Source organism: Methylobacterium ajmalii (assembly GCF_036448855.1).
Taxonomy (GTDB): Bacteria; Pseudomonadota; Alphaproteobacteria; order Rhizobiales; family Beijerinckiaceae; genus Methylobacterium; species Methylobacterium ajmalii.
In genome coordinates, this window is the sequence record NZ_JAZFXT010000063.1 from 139,810 (window position 1) to 159,904 (window position 20,095).

Genomic DNA, 20,095 nt, shown 5'->3' on the forward strand with positions numbered 1-20,095 from the left:
GCATGAGCACCGAGACCGTCCCCGAGACGAAGCCCGTCGGCCCCGGCGATCAGGTGCTCCTGGTCGACGGCTCGTCGTTCATCTTCCGGGCCTATTTCCAGTCGATCAACCAGCCCGAGCGCTACAATTTCCGCCCCTCCGACGGGCTGCCGACCGGGGCGGTGCGGCTGTTCTGCGCCAAGCTCGCGCAGTTCGTGCAGGAGGGCGCGGCCGGCGTCGTCCCGACCCATCTCGCCATCGTGTTCGATAAGTCCGAGGGCTCGTTCCGGAAGGAGATCTTCCCGGACTACAAGGGCCACCGGCCCGACGCGCCCGAGGACCTCAAGCGCCAGATGCCCTTGATGCGCGACGCGGTCCGCGCCTTCGGCCTGCACCCGATCGAGCTGCCGCGCTACGAGGCCGACGACCTGATCGCGACCTATTCGCGCCAGGCGGAAGGCCGGGGGGCGGGCGTCATCATCGTCTCGTCCGACAAGGACCTGATGCAGCTCGTCGGCGACCTCGTGCGCTTCTACGACTTCGAATCGGGCCAGAAGGGCAAGCCGGGCTACCGGCCCGAGCGCAACCTCGACCGCGCCGCCATCCTCGAGCGCTGGGAGGGCCTGGGGCCCGAGCAGATCGGCGACGCCCTGGCGCTGATCGGCGACACCTCCGACAACGTGCCGGGCGTGCCGGGCATCGGCCTGAAGACCGCCGCGGCGCTCATCAAGGAGTTCGGCAGCCTCGATGCGCTGCTCGACAAGGCCGCCACCATCAAGCAGCCCAAGCGGCGCGAGACGCTTCTGGCCAACATCGACCAGGCCCGCCTGTCGCGCCGCCTCGTCGCCCTCGACGAAGCCGTGCCGGTGCCGGTGCCGCTCGACGACCTCAGGCTTCCGAAGCCCGACCCCGAGCGCCTCGTCGGCTTCCTCAAGGCGATGGAGTTCAACACCCTGACGCGCCGCATCGCCCAGATGCTGCACGTCGACCCCGAGGCGGTGCGGCCCGACCCCGCCCTGCTGCCGGCGGGCGCCGAGCCCGGCTTTTCGAACGAGAAGGGCGGCAGCGACGTCACGCCGTTCTTCGGCGACACGCCCGACGGCGCTCCCGCCGACGCGAAGGCCGAGGTCGATCCCTTCGCCGACCTCGACCTGCCGGACGCGCCCCCGAAGCCGAAGGCCCCCACCGAGGCGACGCCGACGACGCTGGTGGCGGCGCGCGCGGCGGAATCGGTCAAGCCGTTCGACACCGCGTCCTACGAGACCGTCACCACGGTCGAGAGCCTGGATTCCTGGATCGCCGAGGCGGTCGAGGCGGGCATCGTCGCGGTCGATACCGAGACGACCGCGCTCGACGCCAACAAGGCCGACCTCGTCGGCGTCTCGCTCGCCACCGCGCCGGGGCGGGCCTGCTACATCCCGCTCAGCCACCGCGGCGGCGAGGACCTGTTCGGCGGCGGCCTGCTGCCGGGGCAGCTCTCCTGGGAGGCCGTGCAGGCGCGCCTCAAGCCGCTCCTGGAAAACCCGTCGGTTCTCAAGATCGGCCAGAACGTCAAGTACGACTGGCTGGTGCTCGCCCGCCACGGCATCGAGGTCCGGCCCTTCGACGACACGATGCTGATCTCCTACGTGCTCGATGCCGGCAAGGGCTCGCACGGCATGGACGAACTGGCCCGCCGCCATCTCGGCCACCAGCCGATCACCTTCGCGGACGTCGCCGGCACCGGGCGCCAGAAGGTGACGTTCGACAAGGTCGCCCTCGACAAGGCGACGGCCTACGCGGCGGAAGACGCCGACGTGACGCTGCGCCTGTGGCGGCTGATGAAGCCGCGGCTCGCCGCCGAGCGCCGCGCCACCGTCTACGAGACCCTGGAGCGGCCGCTCGTGCCGGTGCTGGCGCGCATGGAGCGCGAGGGCATCAAGGTCGACCGCCAGATGCTGAGCCGGCTCTCGGGCGATTTCGCCCAGTCGCTGGCGCGTCTCGAGGACGAGATCCAGGAGATGGCCGGGGAAAAGTTCTCGGTCTCGTCGCCCAAGCAGATCGGCGACATCCTGTTCGGCAAGATGGGCCTGCCCGGCGCCAAGAAGACCCCGTCCGGCCAGTGGGCGACGCCCGCGACGCTGCTCGAAGAACTGGCCGGCCAGGGCCACGACCTGCCGCGCCGGATCCTCGAATGGCGCCAGCTCTCGAAGCTGAAATCGACCTACACCGACAGCCTGCAGGAGCATGCCGACCGCGAGACCGACCGGGTCCACACCTCCTTCGCGCTCGCCGCCACCACGACCGGGCGCCTCTCCTCGTCGGACCCCAACCTCCAGAACATCCCGGTCCGCACCGAGGAGGGACGGCGCATCCGCCAGGCCTTCGTGGCCGATGCCGGCCACAAGCTGATCTCGGCCGATTACAGCCAGATCGAGCTGCGGCTGCTCGCCCACATCGCCGACATCCCGCAGCTGCGCCAGGCCTTCGAGGACGGCATCGACATCCACGCGGCGACCGCCTCGGCGATGTTCGGCGTGCCCCTCGACCAGATGACCTCGGACCTGCGGCGCCGGGCCAAAACGATCAACTTCGGCATCATCTACGGCATCTCTGCCTTCGGCCTCGCCGACCGGCTCGGCATCCCGCAGGGCGAGGCCGCGGCCTTCATCAAGCAGTATTTCGAGCGCTTCCCCGGCATCCGCGCCTATATCGACGACACCAAGAAGCTCTGCCGCGACAAGGGCTACGTCACGACCCTGTTCGGCCGGGTCTGCCACTACCCGCAGATCCGCTCCAACAACCCGCAGGAGCGCGCCTCGGTCGAGCGCCAGGCGATCAACGCCCCGATCCAGGGTACGGCCGCCGACATCATCCGCCGGGCGATGGTCCGGATGGAGGGCGCGCTCTCCGAGGCCGGCCTCTCGACCCGGATGCTGCTCCAGGTCCACGACGAGCTCGTGTTCGAGGCGCCCGACGACGAGGTCGATCGCGCGCTGCCGATCATCGCCCGGGTGATGGAGGAAGCGCCGCACCCGGCCGTGACCCTGCGGGTGCCCCTCGCCGTCGAGGCCAAGGCGGCCCTGAACTGGCAGGAGGCGCATTGAGGGCGGCTCGGCAGGGCATCGCTGTGGACATCGGGAAGGCCGGACCTCGCCGATCTCCCGTTTCCCGGATCTCCTTCCGCTCTCGCTCCGGTCGTCCGGGAAAGGGCGGTGGTTGACGACTGGCGCGGGTGGCTCTCTTTCCGAGCCGCCCGTGCCTCGTGCCCCCTCACGCCACATCCAGCCCCAGATCGACGATCGGCGCGCTGTGGGTGATCCAGCCGGTCGAGATCAGGTCGACCCCCGTCGCCGCCACCGCGCCGACGGTCTCGCGGCTGATCCGGCCCGAGGCCTCGCTGACCGCCCGCCCGTCGATCATCGCCACCGCCGCGCGCAGGGTGTCGGGGCTCATGTTGTCGAGGAGCACCGCGTCGGCGCCGACCGACAGGGCCTCGTCCAGCTGGGCCAGGGTGTCGACCTCGACCTCGATCTTCACGAGGTGGCCGACCCCGGCCCGCGCCCGCCGCACCGCCGGGGCGACGCCGCCCGCCACCGCGACGTGGTTGTCCTTGATCAGCACCGCGTCGTCGAGGCCGAAGCGGTGGTTGGACCCGCCTCCGGCCCGCACCGCGTGCTTCTCCAGGCTGCGCAGGCCCGGCGTGGTCTTGCGGGTGCAGACGATGCGGGCCTTGCCGTGCGGGCGCGCCGCCTCGACCAGCGAGGCGGTGGCGGTGGCCACGCCCGAGAGCCGGCACAGCAGGTTGAGGGCGACGCGCTCGGCCGAGAGGATCGCCCGGGCCGGGCCGTCGAGGGCGATCACCGCCTCGCCCGGGGAGATCGGGCTGCCGTCGGGGCGCAGCACCGAGACCCTCACCGTGGAATCGAGGAGCGCGAAGGCGAGCGCCGCCGCGTCCGTCCCCGCGACCGTGCCGGCCTGGCGCGAGACGATCGCGCCGGAGAAGCGGGCATCCGCCGGGACGATGCTGTCGGTGGTGAGGTCGCCGGCGCGGCCGAGATCCTCCAGGAGGGCGGCGCGCACGATCGGCTCGACCATGAGGCGGGGCAGGGCGGGGGGAAGGGTCGTGTCGGTCATCGGGTTGCCTCGACGAGGGAGGAGGGGCGCGCGACGGCGTCGGCCGTCGCGAGGGCATCGGCTGTCGCGAAGGCTTGGGTCAGGGTGATGTCGGTGGAGCGGGGCGCCTGCTGCCCCGGATGGTCGGCCCGCCAATGGCCGCCGCGGCTCTCGCGCCGGGCAAGCGCCGCCGCCGCCACGAGGAGCCCGGCGACGGCCTCCGCGGAGCCGGCCCGGGCCAGGGCGGCGAGCCGGGAGACGGCCCGGGCGAGGCCGGCCTCGTCGCGCACCAGCCCGACCCCCGCCTCCATTAGGTCGCGGATTTCTTGCAGGTCGCGGATCTCCGGCAGGGCGTCGGACGCGGGGAGCGGCTCCGGGGCGCGGCCCGCGCCCGCCGCGGCGCGCTTCGAATCGCGGATGTCGGCGGCGATCCGCTCCGCGAAGGCCATCGCCTCGAGGAGCGAGTTGCTGGCGAGGCGGTTTGCCCCGTGCAGCCCGGTCGCCGCGACCTCGCCGCAGGCCCACAGGCCGGGCAGCGTGCTGCGGCCGTGCCCGTCCACCCGGATCCCGCCCATGTGGTAGTGCGCCGCCGGCCGCACCGGGATCGGGGCTGCGGCCGGATCGAGCCCGGCGGCACGGCAGAGGGCGGCCACGGTCGGGAAGCGGCGCGCCACGTCGATCCGGCGGGCATCGAGGAAGACCGCCTCGCCCCGGCCGGTCCGCCGGGCGATGGCCCGGGCGACCACGTCGCGGGGGGCGAGCTCGGCCCCGGCGATGCCGGCCATCACCCGGCCGCCCGCGGCGTCGACCAGGACCGCGCCCTCGCCGCGCAGCGCCTCGGTGGCGAGCGGCAGCGGGCCGTCGGTGCGGATTGCGATCGCGGTCGGGTGGAACTGCACGAACTCGACGTCGCGCAGGACCGCGCCGGCCCGGGCCGCCAGGACGAGGCCGGCCCCGACCGCGCCGGTCGGGTTGGTCGTCGAGCGGTAGAGCCCGCCGAGGCCCCCGGTCGCCAGCACCACCGCCCGGGCCGGCAGCTCCAGGGCTCCCCGGTCGGTGCGCAGGACGAGGCCGGTGACCCGGCCCTCGCCGTCCTGCGCCAGGGCCGTCGCCCGCCCGACCGTGACGGTGATCGACGGGCAGGCCGCCGCCGCCCGGGCCAGCGTGCGCAGGACCGCGGCGCCGGTGGCGTCGCCCCCCGCCTTGACGATGCGGCGGCGGGAATGCGCCGCCTCCAGGCCCAGCGCCGGGGCGCCGTCAGGTCCACGGTCGAAGGCGAGGCCGAGCCCGACGAGCCAGTCCACCAGGCCGGGACCGGCCTCGGCGACGATTTGGGCGATGCCTGCGTCGCTCAGGCCCGCGCCGGCCGCCAGCGTGTCGGCGGCGTGGAGCGCCGGGGCATCGTCGGGGCCGATCGCCGCCGCGATGCCGCCCTGCGCCCAGGCCGTCGCCGTCTCCTCGCCCAAAGGCGCCGCGGTGACGAGGGTGACGGGGAGCGGCGCCAACCGCAGGGCCGTGGCGAGGCCGGCGACGCCGGCCCCGACCACGACGACGCGATCGGCCGTCATGCCCGGACCGCCAGCATGCGCTCGACGGCGCGGCGCGCCGGGGCGATCAGGTCGTCCGGCACCGTGACCTCGTGGGTCAGCCCCTCCAGGCTCTGCCGGATTTTTTGCAGGCTGATCCGCTTCATATGCGGGCAGAGGTTGCACGGCTTGACGAACGCGACGTCCGGATTGCGCACCGCGAGGTTGTCGGCCATCGCGCATTCTGTGATCAGCACCACCTGCGCCGGCCGCCGGGTCTCGACGTAATCCTGCATCGCCGCGGTCGAGCCCGAGAAATCCGCCTCCGCCACCACGCCCGGCGGGCATTCGGGGTGGGCCAGCACCGTCACGCCCGGATAGGCCTCGCGCGCCTCGCGGATGTCGGCTGCCGTGAAGCGCTCGTGCACCTCGCAATGGCCGGCCCAGGTCAGGATCTCGATATGCGGCAGCTCGGCCTGGACGTTCTGCGCCAGGTACTCGTCGGGGATCATCAGGACGCGTTTCACGCCGAGGGATTCGACCACCGCCCTGGCGTTGCCGGAGGTGCAGCAGAGGTCCGACTCCGCCTTCACGGCCGCGGAGGTGTTGACGTAGGTCACCACCGGCACGCCCGGGTGGCGGCGGCGCAGGTCCCGCACGTCGGCGGCGGTGATCGAATCCGCCAGGGAGCAGCCGGCCGCGAGGTCCGGGATCAGCACGGTCTTCGCCGGGTTCAGGATCTTGGCGGTCTCGGCCATGAAGTGCACGCCCGCCACCACGATCACGTCGGCATCCGTGCGGGCCGCCTCGCGGGCCAGCGCCAGGCTGTCGCCGACGATGTCCGCCACCGTGTGGAAGATCTCCGGCGCCTGGTAGTTGTGCGCCAGCACCACGGCGTTGCGCTCGCGCTTCAGCGCCTGGATCGCCGCGACGTCGCCGGCCAGCGCCGGCCACTCGATCGCCGGGACGTGGTGGCGGACCCGGTCGTACAGCTCCGGCAGGGGCAGGGAGCCCGCCCGATCGAGGGTTGCCGCGTCCATTCTCGCCTCCCGGCATATGCTCAATATGAGCATTTACCCGGCTAGGCTAATCCGCGGATTCGAGACTGTCCAGATATGTTGGATGTGAGCATAAGTGCGGCAGGGTGCCGCAACTTCGGCGCCCCGGCCGCTCCCGTGGCCGCTCAGCCGGTCCGGTTCGAGGGCAGGCGCAGGCCCGGCGCCGGGCGCTCCAGCAGCACCTCGCGTCGAAAGCGCATCAGCCGGGCCGGGCGCCCGCCGGTCTCGGCGGTGACGGCCTCGGTCTCCTCGACGAGGCCCTGATGTGCGACGAGGCGGCGGAAGTTCTGCTTGTGCAGCAGGATGCCCGACAGCGCCTCGACCACGCGCTGGAGCTGGCCCAGCGTGAAGGCGGGCGGCATCAGCTCGAACACGACCGGCCGATACTTGATCTTGCCGCGCAGGCGGCCGAGGGCGGTGGCGAGCATGCGCCGGTGGTCGTGGGCCATCGGCCGGCCGGTGAGGGGGCTCACGTCCAGGTCCGCCCCGGCCTCGGGCACGAGGCCGGCCTCGAACAGCAGCTCGTAGCGCTCCAGCACCCGCTCCTCGTTCCAGCCGCTGCCGGCCGCCCCGAAGGTCAGGCCGATCCGGTCGCCCCGGCGCCGGCGCACCTCCGGGCTCGATGCGGCTTCGGCCCAGGCCGCGAGCCGGGCCGCGATGGCGTCGAGGTCGTCCGTGCGCCCCGCCCGCCGGTCCTCGTAGGGGAAATAGCGGTACCAGCTCTGCCAGGCCGAATCGGCGGCGGGCCGCGCCTCGCGCACCAGGGCGAGATAGGCGACCGAGAGCGCGTGCAGCCCGACATCCCCCTTGCCGCCCCGGCGCCGGTCGCGGTCGCCGAAGGTGTAGAGCTGCTCGACGTAGCCGAGGCTCTGGCCGGTCTGCCGCTCGACCCAGGCCCGCAGGCCCCGCTCCAGGGTGGGATGCGCCGGCTCGAGCGGCCCGGCCGGCAGGCCCTCGGTCCGGCCCTCGGGCTGATCGGCCACCGGCACGGTGAGCACCCGCGGCTCGTCGAGCGTCGCCGCCAGGATCGCTGCTGCGAGGCCGACCAGGGGGGCCGTACTCGGTTCCGCCTCGCTCATCGTCCCGCCCTCCCGATCCGGCAGGGGCTTAACACGGGGAGCGGTGCGAAAAGGTTATTGTCAGAGCCTCGCAGCGGGGAGCGTCGGCCCTGACGAAGCCTCAGGGTGCGATCCGGCGCGCTTCCATCCGCGGGGTGCCGGCCCGAACGGCGACCGCGCTACGGTCGTCCCATCGCTCGATCACGCCGGCACCCGCACCGTCGCCCTGAGGCCCCCGAGCGGCGAGTCGTACAGCGCCACGTCGCCGCCATGTGCCCGCGCGATGTCGAGGGCGATGGCGAGGCCCAGCCCCGAGCCGCCGGCATCCTGGCGGGCGTCGTCGAGGCGCACGAAGGGCTTGAACACCTCCTCGCGCTGCTCGACCGGGATGCCCGGACCGTCGTCGTCGATCGAGACGGCGAGCCAGCGCGCCTCCTGGCGGGCGGTGATCGCGATCGTGTCGCCGTAGCGGGCGGCGTTGGCGGCGAGGTTGAACAGGCAGCGCCGGAAGGCGTCGGGCCGGACCGTCACGGTCGCCTGGCCCTCCAGCGTCACCTCAGAGACGTGGCCGCCCAGACGCTCCACGTCGGTGCGCACGTCCTCGAGGAGCGCGCGCAGGTCGATGGCCGCGGCCGGCTCGCCGGAATCGCCCTTGGCGAAGGCGAGGTAGGCCTCCAGCATCCGGCTCATCTCGTCGACGTCGCGCTGCAGGTCGTCGATCTCGGGGGTCTGGGGCAGCAGCACCAGGGAGAGCCGGAAGCGGGTGATGATGGTGCGCAGGTCGTGGCTCACCCCGTTGAGCATCGTCGTGCGCTGCTCCATCGCCCGCTCGATGCGCCGCTTCATCTCGATGAAGGCGTGGCCGGCCTTGCGCACCTCGCGGGCGCCGCGGGGGCGGAAATCGAGCTCGCGGCCCTTGCCGAAGCTCTCCGCCACGTCGGCAAGCCGCAGGATCGGCCGGATCTGGTTGCGCAGGAAGAGGATCGCGACGCCGAGCAGCACCATCGAGGAGCCGCCCATCCAGAGCAGGAAGATGTGCGAGTTCGAGGCGTAGGCCTGGCTGCGCCGGGCGATCACCCGCATCACCCCGCCGGGGATCTCGACCCGGATCTCGATCAGATTGGAGCGCCCGACGGTGTCGATCCAGAACGGCCGGGCGATCTGGCGCCGGATCTCGTCGGACAGGGCCTCGTCGAGGAGAGAGAAGAACGGGCGCGGGCCGGGGGCGGGGAGCTTGGCGCCCTCCAGGATGTCGATGTCGAGGTTCAGCCGCTCGCTGGCGATCCGCTCCAGGGTCTCGGAGCCCTTGTCCTGCGGGTAGCTCTCGTAGATGTCGATCAAGGCCGCGACGTCGGCGGTCACCGCGGCCGAGAGGCGCCGCGTCACCAGCTGCCAGTGCCGCTCCATGAAGGTGTAGGCGATCACCGATTGCAGCAGCACCATCGGGGCGATGATGATGATGAGGGATCGGGCGTAGAGCCCCTTCGGCAGCCGGTCGCCGATCACGCGGCCGAGCCGGCGCCAGGCCCGCCGGGGCGTCGGCAGCGTCCCGGCGAGGGTGGGGGTGGCCACGGCTAGTCCAGGACCAGACGGTAGCCGACGCCGCGCACGGTCTGCACGTAGCGCGGGTTGGCCGGGTCGTCCTCGATGCGCCGGCGCAGGCGGTTCATCTGCACGTCCACGGTGCGCTCGTTGGCGGCGCCGTTGGTCCCGGTCAGCGCCTCGCGCTCGACGTTGCCGCCGCGGGCGAGCGCCAGGATGGTGAGGATCTCGCGCTCGCGCTCGGAGAGGCGGATCGCCTCCTCGTCGCGGGTGAGCTCGCCGCGCTCGATGCGGAACTGGAACGGCCCGAACCGCACCGCGTCGAGCGGCGCGGCCGTGCCGTCGGCGGGGCCCCGCGCGTTGCGGCGCAGGATATTGTTGAGGCGCAGGATCAGCTCCCGCGGCTCGAAGGGTTTCGGCAGATAGTCGTCGGCGCCGATCTCGAGCCCGGTGACCCGGTCGTTCGGGTTCGAGCGGGCGGTGAGCATCAGGATCGGCACGCTCGAGGTCAGGCGGATCTGGCGGGCGTAGTCGAAGCCGGTCTCGCCCGGCATCATCACGTCGAGCACCACCGCGTCGAAGACCAGGCTGCGGCCCCGCGCCCGCGCCTCGGCGGCGCTCGCGGCAGCGGTGACGCGATAACCGTTCTCGCCGAGGAAGCGGGCGAGGAGGTCGCGCAGGCGGCGGTCGTCGTCGACGACCAGGATGTGGGGGGCGTGGTCGGGCAGCTCGGCCCGGGGGCTGAGGGCGGGGCCGGCGCTCACGGGCGGGCCCCGTCGGCGGACGGGCTCCCGGCCCGGATCTCCGCTTGGATCTCCGCCGGGACCTCGGCCGGCGCCTCGCCGCCGATGAGCCGGCTCACCGCGGCGCGCTCCTCCGGCTCGATCATCGCGAGCAGGAACCGGCCCGCCGGCTCGCGGAGCGCGGGGCCGACCTCGGCGAGCGCCCGCCGGACCCGTTCGCCCTGGACGCCCGCGAGGCGCTGGGCGAGCGCACGGCCCTGCGGCGTGCAGGTGAGGAGGCGGTGGCGGCGGTCGCTCGTGCCCGTCCGCTGCGCGATGTAGCCCTGCTCGATCAATTCCTTCAGCACCCGGTTCAGGCTCTGCTTGGTGATCCGCAGGATATCCAGGAGTTCGGCGATGGTGAGGCCGGGATGGCGGTCGACGAAGTGCAGCACCCGGTGGTGGGCGCGGCCGAAGCCGTACTCGGCCAGGATCCGGTCGGGATCGGCGACGAAGTCGCGGTAGGCGAAGAACAAGAGCTCGATGAGGTCGTAGGCCGGCTGGTCTCGGTCCGGCGAGCCGTGTTCCGGCGATCTTTGCGTCGGCCCCTCCGGGGAGTAGCCTGCCGCCCGTCCATCCTCGTCGGCGGCGTCCGGGATGGGGTCCGGACGGGTCCGGGCGGCCTGGGTCAAGGGTCGCACCTCTTGGCGGAACCGAGCCTTCGCGGGCTCGCGTCATTTATGTCAGTCTTGTTGACATATCTCAGTCCCATTGATACCCGTCAACCCCGCCGGCGAAACGAACGAACGCCCCGCGCCCCGCTCAAGCACGAAGGTTGCGCGAGAACCAGCCAGGCGGAAACGAACGCATACGAGGATCATCGTCATGTCCGTCATTCCCTTCGACCAGCGTGAAGGCCACATCTGGGTCGACGGCCGCATGGTGCCGTGGGCGGACGCGAAGATTCACGTACTCAGCCACGGCCTGCACTACGGCTCCAGCGTGTTCGAGGGCGAGCGCGCCTATGGCGGCGAGATCTTCAAGTGCACTGAGCATTCGCAGCGCCTGCGCCGCTCGGCCGAGCTCCTCGACTTCGAGGTCCCGTTCACGGTCGCCGAGATCGACGCCGCCAAGAAGCTCGTGCTCAAGGAGAGCGGCCTCCAGGACGCCTATCTCCGCCCGGTCGCCTGGCGCGGCTCGGAGATGATGGGCGTGTCGGCGCAGGCCAACACCATCCACCTCGCCATCGCGGCGTGGGAATGGCCGAGCTACTTCGACCCGGCGACCAAGATGAAGGGTATCCGGCTCGACCTCGCCGAGTACCGCCGGCCCGATCCGCGCACCGCGCCGTCGGCCTCGAAGGCGGCGGGCCTCTACATGATCTGCACCATCTCCAAGCACCGGGCCGAGAACAAGGGCTACGCCGACGCCCTGATGCTCGACTGGGAGGACAACGTCGCCGAGTGCACCGGCGCCAACGTGTTCTTCATCCAGGACGGGGTGATCCACACGCCCCAGGCCGACCGCTTCCTCAACGGCATCACCCGCCAGACCGTGATCGAGCTGGCCAAGCGCCGCGGTTACGAGGTGGTCGAGCGGCGCATCCGCCTCGAGGAGCTGGCGGGCTTCACCGAGTGCTTCATCACCGGCTCGGCCGCCGAGGTCACCCCGGTCTCGGAGATCGCCCAGTACCGCTTCACCCCGGCGGCGATGACCAAGACCCTGATGGACGACTACACCGCCGAGGTGCAGCCGAAGGCCAAGGCGGCTTGAAACAACGCGGCCTGACGCGAGGCCGCCCGGATCGTGCCGGCCTGAAACAAGGCCGCTCGATTCCCACGACGAGCGCGTGAACAAGGCCCCGGGCGGGAGACCGCCCGGGGCCTTCGCGCGTCCGCGGCCGTGATTTGCGGGGACAAGCCGCGTTCCGGCGTCCCGGCCGGGAACACGAGCCGGGGCTTCCCCGTTGTCTGGCTGGAACATTAAGGGAACACGGGGATCCCCATGACCGCCAGGACCAAGAAGGCCGAGTCCCACGACGCCGAGGCGCAGCACGAGACCGAGAACCCGAAGCAGGATCCCAAGGACACCTCGAACCGCATCAAGGATCCCAAGGACTGGACCACCGGCTCCGAGCCGATGACCGGGGCGCAGGCGTCCTATCTCAAGACCTTGGCCGAGCAGGCCAAGGACGAGGACGCCTACGACCCCGATCTCGACAAGGCCGAGGCCTCGCAGCGCATCGACGCGCTGCGCAAGGAGACCGGCAAGGCCTGACGATCGGGGGGGCGGAACCCGGGAAAATCTCGGTTCCGCCCTCACATCGGGCCGGCAGGGCGCCCTGCCGGCCGTTTCGACCGTCGCGTTAACCTGTGATGAGGAGGTCTCTCCTTACTCTGCCGCCGACGGATCGTGGGAGCGGGGCGTGCGGGACAGGGCGCGGAGAACGGAGGCGGTCCGGACATTCCGGGACGAGCGATCCGGATCGACGGCGATCGAGTACGCGCTCGTGGCCGGGCTGATCTTCCTGGCCCTCACGGGAGCGCTCGCGGTCTACGGCAACTCGGCCGGCAGCCTGTTCACCAACCTCAGCACCCGCTTCCTCGCCGCGCTCCAGTAGGGCGCGCGGCGTTCACTCCGCCGCCAGCCCCGGTGCGTCGGGCGCGAGGCCGTCGAGAGCGAGGTTGTCCAGCGATTGCCGGATGTGCCCGGCCAGGATGTCGGCGAGCGGGTTCGGCTCGCCCGCCCGATGGCGCATCAGGCCGATCCGACAGGCGGGCAGGGGCGCGAAGCCGTCCTGCGGGCCGAGCACCCGCATGCCGGAGCGCAGCGCGCTCTCCGGCAGGACCGAGACGGCGAGCCCCGCCAGCACCGCGGCGCCGACCGCGGTGGAGTTCCAGCTCACGAACAGGATCCGGCTCTGGCGCCCGCCGCGCTCCAGCGCCTCGATGGCGGCGAGCCGCCAGTTGCAGGCCGGCCGCCCGAGGGCGAGGGGCACCGGCTCCTCCCGGTGCACCGCGTGGCGGCTCGACGTGACCCAGAGCAGCGCCTCGGTGCGGATCGTCTCGACGCCCCTCCGACCGGCGCCTCGCGCCGCGCTCCCCGCCCTGCCTCCCGTCTTGCTTCCCGTCTTGGCCTCGGTGACGATGGCGAGGTCGATGTCGCCGTCGGCGATCCGCTCGGCCAGCATGTCGGAGGGCTCGCACACCACCGTGACCTCGGCCCGCGGATGGGCCCGGGCGAAGCGGCCGAGGATCTCCGGCAGGTAGCGGTCGGCGTAGTCGTCCGGCAGGCCGAGCCGCACTCGGCCGGGCAGGTCGCCCTCGTCGAAGGTCGCCAGGCACTCGGTCTGCAGCCGCACGATGCGGCGCGCGTAGTCGAGCAGGCGCTCGCCGTCCTCGGTCAGGCGCACGCCGCGCCCGGCCTTGACGAAGATCTCGCGCCCGATCCGCTCCTCGAGCCGCTTCATCTGCATCGAGACCGCGGATTGCGTCTTGTGCACGGCCTCGGCCGCGCGGGTGAACGAGCCGCTCTCGGCGATCGCCACGAGGCTGCGGAGCTGGTCGATGTCGAGGGGATGCACCGGGCGGCTCCGTCGTCGGTTCCTGCATCAATTCCCGTGATGTGACACATCTCAAGCATTCGCTCAACGCATCGACCAAGCGGCGCTATGACGGACGCAGCGGAAGAGCGATGGCCGGCGCATGACGAGGTTCGCCGACAGCTCCCGCCGGAGACCACGATGACGATCAGCTTTGCCCCCCTCTTCGGTGTTCTCGCGCTGGCGCCCGGCTACGGCCGCAAGGCCGCGCAGATCGTGGCGCGGATCGTCGTCCTGTGGATCAACCGCCGCGCCGCCTACCGCCTCGCCGAACTCGACGACCGCGGCCTGAAAGACATCGGGCTGACCCGCAACGACGTGATGGGCGCCCTCGACCTGCCGTTCATGCAGGATCCGACCGTGCCCCTGGTGCATCGACGTCGCACCCGGCGCCAGCTCCCGCCGCCGCCCGTGAGCCTGCGCGTCGCCGCCCGGGACGGGCAGGCGGTGGAGGGGAGGGGGCATTGAGGCGCCTGCGCTGACCGAATCGCCCGGCCGACGGCGCGCCATGCTCCTCTCTCGAGGCCGGGAGAGGGGCCAACCCTGTCCGGATCGCGCGACGATCGGGGGCGACCTCAGTCGACCGGCGGGTTGAGGAGTACCCACAGGCGGGCGATCCGGCCCTCCACGATCTCGGCCACGTCGGCCCCGGTCACGGTGACCGGCTCGCCCTCGGGGCCGGCCTGCCAGGACAGCGAGCCCAGGCCATGATGACCGACGGCCCGGCCGGTCGGCACGAAGCGGAAGCTCGGGCCGAACCGCTCCAGCAGGGCTCCGGCGACCGCAGCGATCGCGTCGCGGCCCTCCACGACGCCGGCGGGCTCGTACATGACCGGCTCGTCGACGAAGAGCTCGGCCAGGGCGGTCGCCCGTCGCCCGGCGTCACGCTCGTTGAAGACGCGCTCCAGGTTGGCCCGGAGCACGCCGTCGAAATCGGGCTCCGGTGTGCCGCTGGTGGCCGGATCGGTGTCTGACATGGTGATGCATCCTTCGATGGCGAATGAACCGCGCGTTCAGTCGCGCGTCACGAGGTCGAGGGCCGGCAGCGGCGTGCCGCGATGCTTGGATCGAGGGCGACGACGGTTTCCCGCAGGCTGTCCGGGCTGCGGCGGCTCGCAAGCATGGCCGTGATGCCGCGCCGGGCGAGTGCGGAGGCGACGGCGCGGCTGATCCGGCCCGCGCCGATGATGCCGGGAGTGGGCATGATCTCGATCCTTCCCGGGATGGGCCCGGGTCAGGCGGTGAGGCCGCCATCGGCGACGATGTCCGCGCCGGTCACGAAGGCTGCCTCGGGGCTCGCCAGGAAGGCGACGACGCTGGCGACCTCGTCCGGCCGTCCGTAGCGGCCGATCGCCATGCCGGGGCCGACGAGGGCCGCGACCGGCCCGTCGGCCGGGTTCATGTCGGTATCGGTCGGGCCGGGATGCACGGTGTTGACGGTGATCCCCTTCGGGCCGAGATCGCGCGCCAGGCTGCGGTTGAAGCCCGATACCGCGCCCTTGGTCAGCGTGTAGACCGAGGCCGTCGGGAAGGCGGCGTACCGCGTCATTGACGAACCGATGTGGATGATCCGGCCACCCGCCTTCATGTGGCGCACCGCTTCCTGGGTGGCGACGAACACGCCCGTCACGTTGACCGCGAGCATCCGCTCGTAATCGGTAAACCGCACCTCCTCGATCGGGGCGTTGAGGGCGATTCCGGCGTTGTTGACCAGGATGTCGAGGCCGCCGAGGGACTCGACCGTCCGGGCAACGGCCGCCCGGACGGCAGCGGGATCGCCGCCATCGGCCTCGATCGCCAGGGCCGTGCCCCCGGCGGCCTCGATCTCCGCCACCACCTGCGCCGCCCGTCCTGGCGAGGCGCTGTAGGTCAGCGCCACCGCGGCGCCCTCGGCCGCCAGCCGCCGGGCGACGGCGGCACCGATGGAGCGGGAGCCGCCGGTCACGAGGGCGGTCTTGCCGGCGAGCTTGCCGGCTTGGGAATGGGAGGCTTGGATCACGGTCGTCGCTCCATCGCAGGTTCGATGGCGGGAAGAATGGCCCGTCCCCTCGTCCTGGATTAGCCGCCGACGGGTTGTTATGCCTTCAACGATCCGTTGAAGGTGCCGCTGTGGAATCCCTCGCCAACCTGGAAGCCTTCATGCGCAGCGCCGAGCATGGCAGCTTCTCGGAAGCCGCCCGGCGGCTGTCGCTGACGCCGGCCGCGATCAGCCGCAACGTGGCGATGCTGGAGCGCCACCTCGGGGTGCGGCTCTTCCACCGGTCGACGCGCCGGCTGACCCTGACCGAAGCGGGCGAGATCCTCCGCCTCGGCATCGCCGACAAGCTCGACGGTCTCCAGGCCGCCCTCGCCAGCGTCTCCGTCGAGGGCGGGGAGGCGGCCGGCACGCTCAAGGTCAGCCTGCCGCCGACCTTCGGGACGATGCATGTCCTACCCCTGCTTCCGGGCCTGCTCGCCCGCTACCCGCGCATCAAGCCCGAATGGCACTTCGAGAACCGGCCGATCGATCTCGTGGCGGAGGGGTACGATGTCGCCATCGGCGGCGGGTTCGATCTGGCGCCCGGCGTCGTCGCCCGGACCCTGGCCCCGGCTCACATCGTCGCGGTCGCCGCGCCCATCTACCTGCGGGACCGGGTGCTGCCGGCCGACCCGGCCGGGCTCCAGGCTCTCGACGGCATCGTGATGCGCTCCTTGCGGACCGGCCGCATCCGCCACTGGACCATGCGCGACGACGCAGGCCGCACGATGATGGCGCCGCTGCGGGAGACCGTCGTCGTCAACGATCCCAGCGCGATGCGCGAGGCGGCGGTCCTGGGGCTCGGCGTCGCGCTCCTCGCCGTCCCGGACGCGCTCCCGGCCCTGGACCGGGGCGATCTCGTCCGCCTCGTCCCGCGCTGGTATGCCGATGCGGGTGCGATCTCGCTCTACTACGCCTCGCGCACCCTGCTGCCCGCCAAGACCCGCGCCTTCGTCGACTGGGTCACCGATGCGTTCAGGAAGCATCGCATGGCCGAGCGCTTCGCCGGCAGCGCGGGGTAGCCCCGGTGCGATTCGAATCGGGGTTTCATAGGATCCGCGATTGATCGCTCGGCGATTGATGCGCCATCGCGTCGCGATGCGGAGGCCGGCGTCGCTCAGGCCCGTGGAGCCTGCGCCTCCCCATTCGCCCCATCCCGCCGCTCCAGCACCCCCACCGTCCGGAACGCCAGCGCCAATCCCACCACCCCGAACAGCGCCGAGCCGATCCCGGTCCCGGCCAGCGCCCCTTCCGGCCCGGCGAGATGCGCCCCGAGCCACGCCGTCGGCATGGTGCCGAGCGTCGCCCGGCCCCAGTTGAGGGCGCTCGCCGTCAGCGGGAAGCCGAGGTTGTTGAACGAGGCGTTGCCGAGGAAGAGGAGCCCGTTGAAGAACCAGATCGCCCCGCCCGCGAGGCAGAAGAAGGCCAGCAGGTCGGCGGCGGCGCCGTCGAGCCCGAACAGGGCGGTCAGCGGTGCGCGGGCGAGCAGCAGGGCGAGCCAGACCACCGCGACGTAGAGGCCGGTCACCAGGGCGGCGTCGCGCAGGGTCGCGCGCATCCGGTCGAAGCGGCCGGCGCCCCAGTTCTGGCCAAGGATCGGGCCGACCGCGCCCGACAGCGCGAACAGGCCGCCGAAGGCCACCGGCACCAGCCGGTCGACCACCGCGTTGCCGGCGACCGTCGCGGTGCCGAACCCCGCCATGACGTGGGCGAGGAAGGCGCTCGCCACCGGCGGGGCGAGGTTGGTGAGCACGGTCGGCAGCGCGACGCGCAGGATCGGCCCGGCGTCGGAGAGCACCTCCGCGAGGCGCGGGCGCGCCACCATCCGGTGGACGCCGACCGCTCCGGAATACCCCACCCAGGCGAAGGCGAGGCGGGCGACCACGACGGTGATCGCCGCCCCCTCGACCCCGAGGTTCAGGCCGAAGATCAGCAGCGGATCGAGGACGGCCGTCACCGCGGCGCCGGCGAGCGTCACGTTCATGCCGCGCCGCGCGTCGCCGATCGCCCGCAGCACGCCGGAGAACCCCATGCCGAGCGCCATCGCGAGGCTCGAGGGCAGGGCGATCCACAGGAAGGTCCGGGCCGCCGGCACGGTCTCGGGGCCCGCGCCGATCAGCCGGAGGAGGGGCGCGAGGAACGGCAGCAGCAGCCCGGTCACCAATCCCGCGGCGACGACCGCCAGCACCAGGGCGGAGGCGGCGAGCCGGCGCGCCCGCTCGACCTCGCCGGCGCCGAGCGCCCGCGAGACCAGGGCGCCGACCGCGATCATCATCCCGATGTTGATCGAGACCGCGAAGATCTGGACGATGGTGGCGAACCCCACCGCCGCGGTCAGTACCGGATCGCCCAGACGCGCGATGTAGAGCAGCGACAGGAGGTCGACGACGAAGATCGCCATCAGGCCGACCGAGCCCGTCGCCGCCATCACGACGACGTGGCGCAGCGTCGAGCCGGTGACGAAGCGGGCGGGCGCGGCGTCGGTCCCGGGCGGGCGGGGATCACCCATCGGCGCCGGCCCGCTCGCGGGCGATGATGTCCTCGGTCTCCGGGTTGAGGCCGTGCGAGGCGTGGAGCGGCGCGGTCAGGGGCTCGGGCTTGATCCGCACCAGGCTGCGCAGCGGGTCGGCCCGGTCGAGGGGATCGCCGGCCTGCTGCAGCACCAGCCGGGCGAGGTCGCGCTTGCGCACGTCGTCGACGGTGCGGGCCGCCTCCTCGGCCGAGAGGCCGAGCGCCTCCAGGGTGGCGCGCCCGAAGGCGAGGGCCGATTCGAAGGTCTCGCGGATCTGGTAGTCGACGTCGCGGCCCATCGCCTCGATCGCCTGCACGCGGTCGAACACCCGCACGTAGGTGCGCGCCGCCGGGAACTCGGCGTGGACGAGGTCGACGATCTTGAGGGTGGCCTCCGGGTCGTCGATGCAGATGCACACCACCTCGGCCTTGCCGGCGCCGGACGAGCGCAGCACGTCGAGGCGGGTGCCGTCGCCGTAATAGACCCGGAAGCCGAAGCGGGCGGCGCTGCGGATCTGCTCGACGTCCTTGTCGATCACCGTGACGCTGAGTCCTTGGGCCAGCAGCACCTGGTTGAGGATGTGGCCGAAGCGGCCGAAGCCGATCACCAGGACGCGGGCCTCGGCATCCTCGATCACCTCGTGCTCGGGTTCGAGCGGCGCGGTGGCACGCCGCGACAGCACCCCGTCGAGGACCTTGGCGCCGATCGGCCCGATCAGCATGGTGATCGCCGCGAGCGCGATGGCGAGCCGCCCGGACGGCCCGTCGACGAGGCCGAGCTCCTGGCCCACCGGCAGGAGCACGAAGGCGAACTCGCCCGCCGGCGCCAGCACGGCGGCACCGCGCAGGCCGTCGAGCCAGGACGAGCCGAACAGACGGAAGAGCCCGGCGACCAGCGCGACCTTGATCAGGATCGCCCCCAGCGTGGCGAGGAACAGGCCGAGCCAGTTCTGCATCACCAGGGTGAGGTCGATCGACATGCCGACGCTCATGAAGAACAGGCCGAGCAGCATGCCGCGGAACGGCTCGATGTCGGCCTCGAGCTGGTGGCGGAAGTTCGATTCGGCGAGCAGCAGCCCGGCGAGGAACGCCCCCATCGCCATCGACAGCCCGACCTCCTCCATCAGGAGCGCGGTGCCGAGCACCACGAGGAGGGCGGCCGCCGTCATCACCTCGCGGGCGCCGCTGGCGGCCAAGAGCCGGAAGAACGGGTTGAGGCCGTAGCGGCCGACCAGCACCACCCCGATCACCGCCGCCACCGCCGTCCCGGCCGATTGCAGGGCGGTGCCGATCCAGGCCTCGCCGCCGCCCGACGGGCCGGTCTGGGCGATCAGCGGCAGGAAGGCCAGGATGCCGACGATCGAGAGGTCCTGGAACAGCAGCACCGCGAAGGCGCGCTGGCCGTAGGGCGAGGCGAGGTCGCGCCGTTCCTCCAGGAGCTGCAGCGCCACCGCGGTCGCCGAGAGGGCGAGCGCGATGCCGATCACGGTCGCGGCCCCCGCCGACAGGCCGGTGAGGAAGCCCAAGCCCCCGAGCGCCAGGGCGCAGAGCCCGAGCTGGAGCGTGCCGAGGCCCAGGATATCGCGCCGCAGCGAGATCAGCCGCGAGATCTCGAGCTCCAGCCCGACGATGAACAGGAGCAGCACCACCCCGAGTTCCGAGACGCTGCGGGCGGTCTCCGGCTCGGTGATCAGCGACAGGCCCGAGGGGCCGATGACGACGCCGGCCACGAGGTAGCCCAGCACCGCGCTCTGCCCGAGCAGGCGGAAGATCGGCACGCCGATCACCGCGGCGGACAGGAAGGTGAGGACCGGCGGCAGGAAGCTGGCGTGGTCGGCGGCGGTCGCCATCGCGCGGGGGTCTCCGGGGTTCGAGGTCGGCTTAGGCTCCCTCCCTTAACCCGAACGGGGCCCGCGGGCGAACCCGGTTCGGCGCGGGCGCGGCGATGCGGCCGTGTCCTCGGTCCCTTCCCGCCCGAGGCGCCTG

The 20,095-nt window shown here is 72.3% G+C and carries 18 protein-coding genes; 5 read left to right on the top strand and 13 right to left on the bottom strand.

Annotated features, from left to right (window positions below; translation table 11 throughout):
* Window positions 1–2: 2 nt before the first annotated feature.
* On the top strand, window positions 3–3,065 hold the full coding sequence (gene polA / locus V3T34_RS25915) for a DNA polymerase I (RefSeq protein WP_305076887.1): 3,063 nt from the start codon (window positions 3–5) through the stop codon (window positions 3,063–3,065).
* A gap of 166 nt (window positions 3,066–3,231) precedes the next feature.
* Here polA and nadC read toward each other — a convergent pair whose 3' ends face one another.
* The 7 genes from nadC to V3T34_RS25950 form a co-directional block, all read right to left on the bottom strand.
* Window positions 3,232–4,095, bottom strand: coding sequence for a carboxylating nicotinate-nucleotide diphosphorylase (nadC, locus tag V3T34_RS25920; RefSeq protein ID WP_305076888.1), 864 nt, complete (start codon window positions 4,093–4,095; stop codon window positions 3,232–3,234).
* Window positions 4,092–5,642 carry an L-aspartate oxidase gene (locus tag V3T34_RS25925; RefSeq protein ID WP_331369317.1) on the bottom strand — a complete coding sequence of 517 codons (1,551 nt, stop codon included), beginning with the start codon at window positions 5,640–5,642 and terminating at the stop codon, window positions 4,092–4,094. The genes nadC and V3T34_RS25925 overlap by 4 nt, the downstream gene beginning before the upstream one ends.
* Window positions 5,639–6,640, bottom strand: a complete 1,002-nt coding sequence (gene nadA / locus V3T34_RS25930) for a quinolinate synthase NadA (protein ID WP_060849660.1) — start codon at window positions 6,638–6,640, stop codon at window positions 5,639–5,641. The genes V3T34_RS25925 and nadA overlap by 4 nt, the downstream gene beginning before the upstream one ends.
* A gap of 143 nt (window positions 6,641–6,783) precedes the next feature.
* Window positions 6,784–7,737, bottom strand: coding sequence for an NUDIX hydrolase (locus V3T34_RS25935; RefSeq protein ID WP_305076890.1), 954 nt, complete (start codon window positions 7,735–7,737; stop codon window positions 6,784–6,786).
* Between the two features lie 180 nt (window positions 7,738–7,917).
* Entirely contained in the window at window positions 7,918–9,288 is a 1,371-nt protein-coding gene (locus tag V3T34_RS25940; RefSeq protein ID WP_305076891.1) for an ATP-binding protein, read from the bottom strand.
* A gap of 2 nt (window positions 9,289–9,290) precedes the next feature.
* Window positions 9,291–10,022 carry a response regulator gene (locus V3T34_RS25945; RefSeq protein WP_060849663.1) on the bottom strand — a complete coding sequence of 244 codons (732 nt, stop codon included), beginning with the start codon at window positions 10,020–10,022 and terminating at the stop codon, window positions 9,291–9,293.
* Entirely contained in the window at window positions 10,019–10,525 is a 507-nt protein-coding gene (locus tag V3T34_RS25950; RefSeq protein ID WP_305076902.1) for a MarR family winged helix-turn-helix transcriptional regulator, read from the bottom strand. The genes V3T34_RS25945 and V3T34_RS25950 overlap by 4 nt, the downstream gene beginning before the upstream one ends.
* A gap of 340 nt (window positions 10,526–10,865) precedes the next feature.
* Between V3T34_RS25950 and V3T34_RS25955 the strand changes: the two genes are divergently transcribed.
* The gene (locus V3T34_RS25955; RefSeq protein WP_305076892.1) at window positions 10,866–11,753 is read left to right on the top strand and encodes a branched-chain amino acid aminotransferase; all 888 of its coding nucleotides are present in this window, start codon (window positions 10,866–10,868) and stop codon (window positions 11,751–11,753) included.
* Window positions 11,754–11,984: 231 nt separating this feature from the next.
* Window positions 11,985–12,257, top strand: coding sequence for a DUF3072 domain-containing protein (locus tag V3T34_RS25960; protein WP_091885815.1), 273 nt, complete (start codon window positions 11,985–11,987; stop codon window positions 12,255–12,257).
* 355 nt (window positions 12,258–12,612) lie between these two features.
* Here V3T34_RS25960 and V3T34_RS25965 read toward each other — a convergent pair whose 3' ends face one another.
* Window positions 12,613–13,563, bottom strand: a complete 951-nt coding sequence (locus V3T34_RS25965) for a LysR substrate-binding domain-containing protein (protein ID WP_060849666.1) — start codon at window positions 13,561–13,563, stop codon at window positions 12,613–12,615.
* Between the two features lie 159 nt (window positions 13,564–13,722).
* On the opposite strand from V3T34_RS25965, the gene V3T34_RS25970 reads away from it, so the two are divergent.
* Complete coding sequence (locus tag V3T34_RS25970; RefSeq protein ID WP_305076894.1) at window positions 13,723–14,049, top strand: DUF1127 domain-containing protein; 327 nt, start codon at window positions 13,723–13,725, stop codon at window positions 14,047–14,049.
* 107 nt (window positions 14,050–14,156) lie between these two features.
* On the opposite strand, the gene V3T34_RS25975 is transcribed toward V3T34_RS25970, so the two are convergent.
* Genes V3T34_RS25975 through V3T34_RS25985 form a run of 3 tightly spaced genes read right to left on the bottom strand, consistent with a single transcriptional unit; the run spans window position 14,157 to window position 15,580 of the window.
* Window positions 14,157–14,558: a nuclear transport factor 2 family protein gene (locus V3T34_RS25975; protein ID WP_305076895.1), complete on the bottom strand. Its 402-nt coding sequence runs from the start codon at window positions 14,556–14,558 to the stop codon at window positions 14,157–14,159.
* Window positions 14,559–14,605: 47 nt separating this feature from the next.
* Window positions 14,606–14,785, bottom strand: a complete 180-nt coding sequence (locus tag V3T34_RS25980) for an NAD(P)-binding domain-containing protein (protein ID WP_305076896.1) — start codon at window positions 14,783–14,785, stop codon at window positions 14,606–14,608.
* Between the two features lie 30 nt (window positions 14,786–14,815).
* Window positions 14,816–15,580 carry a 3-oxoacyl-ACP reductase family protein gene (locus V3T34_RS25985; RefSeq protein ID WP_305076897.1) on the bottom strand — a complete coding sequence of 255 codons (765 nt, stop codon included), beginning with the start codon at window positions 15,578–15,580 and terminating at the stop codon, window positions 14,816–14,818.
* Window positions 15,581–15,690: 110 nt separating this feature from the next.
* Here V3T34_RS25985 and V3T34_RS25990 point away from each other — a divergent pair, with 110 nt between their 5' ends.
* Window positions 15,691–16,620, top strand: coding sequence for a LysR family transcriptional regulator (locus V3T34_RS25990; protein WP_091885830.1), 930 nt, complete (start codon window positions 15,691–15,693; stop codon window positions 16,618–16,620).
* A gap of 95 nt (window positions 16,621–16,715) precedes the next feature.
* On the opposite strand, the gene V3T34_RS25995 is transcribed toward V3T34_RS25990, so the two are convergent.
* Both V3T34_RS25995 and V3T34_RS26000 read right to left on the bottom strand, forming a co-directional pair.
* Window positions 16,716–18,107, bottom strand: coding sequence for an MATE family efflux transporter (locus V3T34_RS25995; RefSeq protein ID WP_305076898.1), 1,392 nt, complete (start codon window positions 18,105–18,107; stop codon window positions 16,716–16,718).
* Window positions 18,100–19,959, bottom strand: coding sequence for a monovalent cation:proton antiporter-2 (CPA2) family protein (locus tag V3T34_RS26000; protein WP_060849672.1), 1,860 nt, complete (start codon window positions 19,957–19,959; stop codon window positions 18,100–18,102). Before V3T34_RS26000 ends, V3T34_RS25995 begins: the two co-directional genes overlap by 8 nt.
* Between the last annotated feature and the right edge of the window lie 136 nt (window positions 19,960–20,095).

Excerpts from the sequence above, each read along its gene's own strand:
- V3T34_RS25970 (WP_305076894.1), top strand. The coding sequence starts at position 13,723 with ATGACGATCAGCTTTGCCCCCCTCTTCGGTGTTCTCGCGCTGGCGCCC.
- V3T34_RS25935 (WP_305076890.1), bottom strand. The coding sequence starts at position 7,737 with ATGAGCGAGGCGGAACCGAGTACGGCCCCCCTGGTCGGCCTCGCAGCA.
- nadC (WP_305076888.1), bottom strand. The coding sequence starts at position 4,095 with ATGACCGACACGACCCTTCCCCCCGCCCTGCCCCGCCTCATGGTCGAG.
- V3T34_RS25960 (WP_091885815.1), top strand. The coding sequence starts at position 11,985 with ATGACCGCCAGGACCAAGAAGGCCGAGTCCCACGACGCCGAGGCGCAG.
- V3T34_RS26000 (WP_060849672.1), bottom strand. The coding sequence starts at position 19,959 with ATGGCGACCGCCGCCGACCACGCCAGCTTCCTGCCGCCGGTCCTCACC.
- V3T34_RS25955 (WP_305076892.1), top strand. The coding sequence starts at position 10,866 with ATGTCCGTCATTCCCTTCGACCAGCGTGAAGGCCACATCTGGGTCGAC.
- V3T34_RS25925 (WP_331369317.1), bottom strand. The coding sequence starts at position 5,642 with ATGACGGCCGATCGCGTCGTCGTGGTCGGGGCCGGCGTCGCCGGCCTC.
- V3T34_RS25995 (WP_305076898.1), bottom strand. The coding sequence starts at position 18,107 with ATGGGTGATCCCCGCCCGCCCGGGACCGACGCCGCGCCCGCCCGCTTC.
- polA (WP_305076887.1), top strand. The coding sequence starts at position 3 with ATGAGCACCGAGACCGTCCCCGAGACGAAGCCCGTCGGCCCCGGCGAT.
- V3T34_RS25975 (WP_305076895.1), bottom strand. The coding sequence starts at position 14,558 with ATGTCAGACACCGATCCGGCCACCAGCGGCACACCGGAGCCCGATTTC.
- V3T34_RS25980 (WP_305076896.1), bottom strand. The coding sequence starts at position 14,785 with ATGCCCACTCCCGGCATCATCGGCGCGGGCCGGATCAGCCGCGCCGTC.
- nadA (WP_060849660.1), bottom strand. The coding sequence starts at position 6,640 with ATGGACGCGGCAACCCTCGATCGGGCGGGCTCCCTGCCCCTGCCGGAG.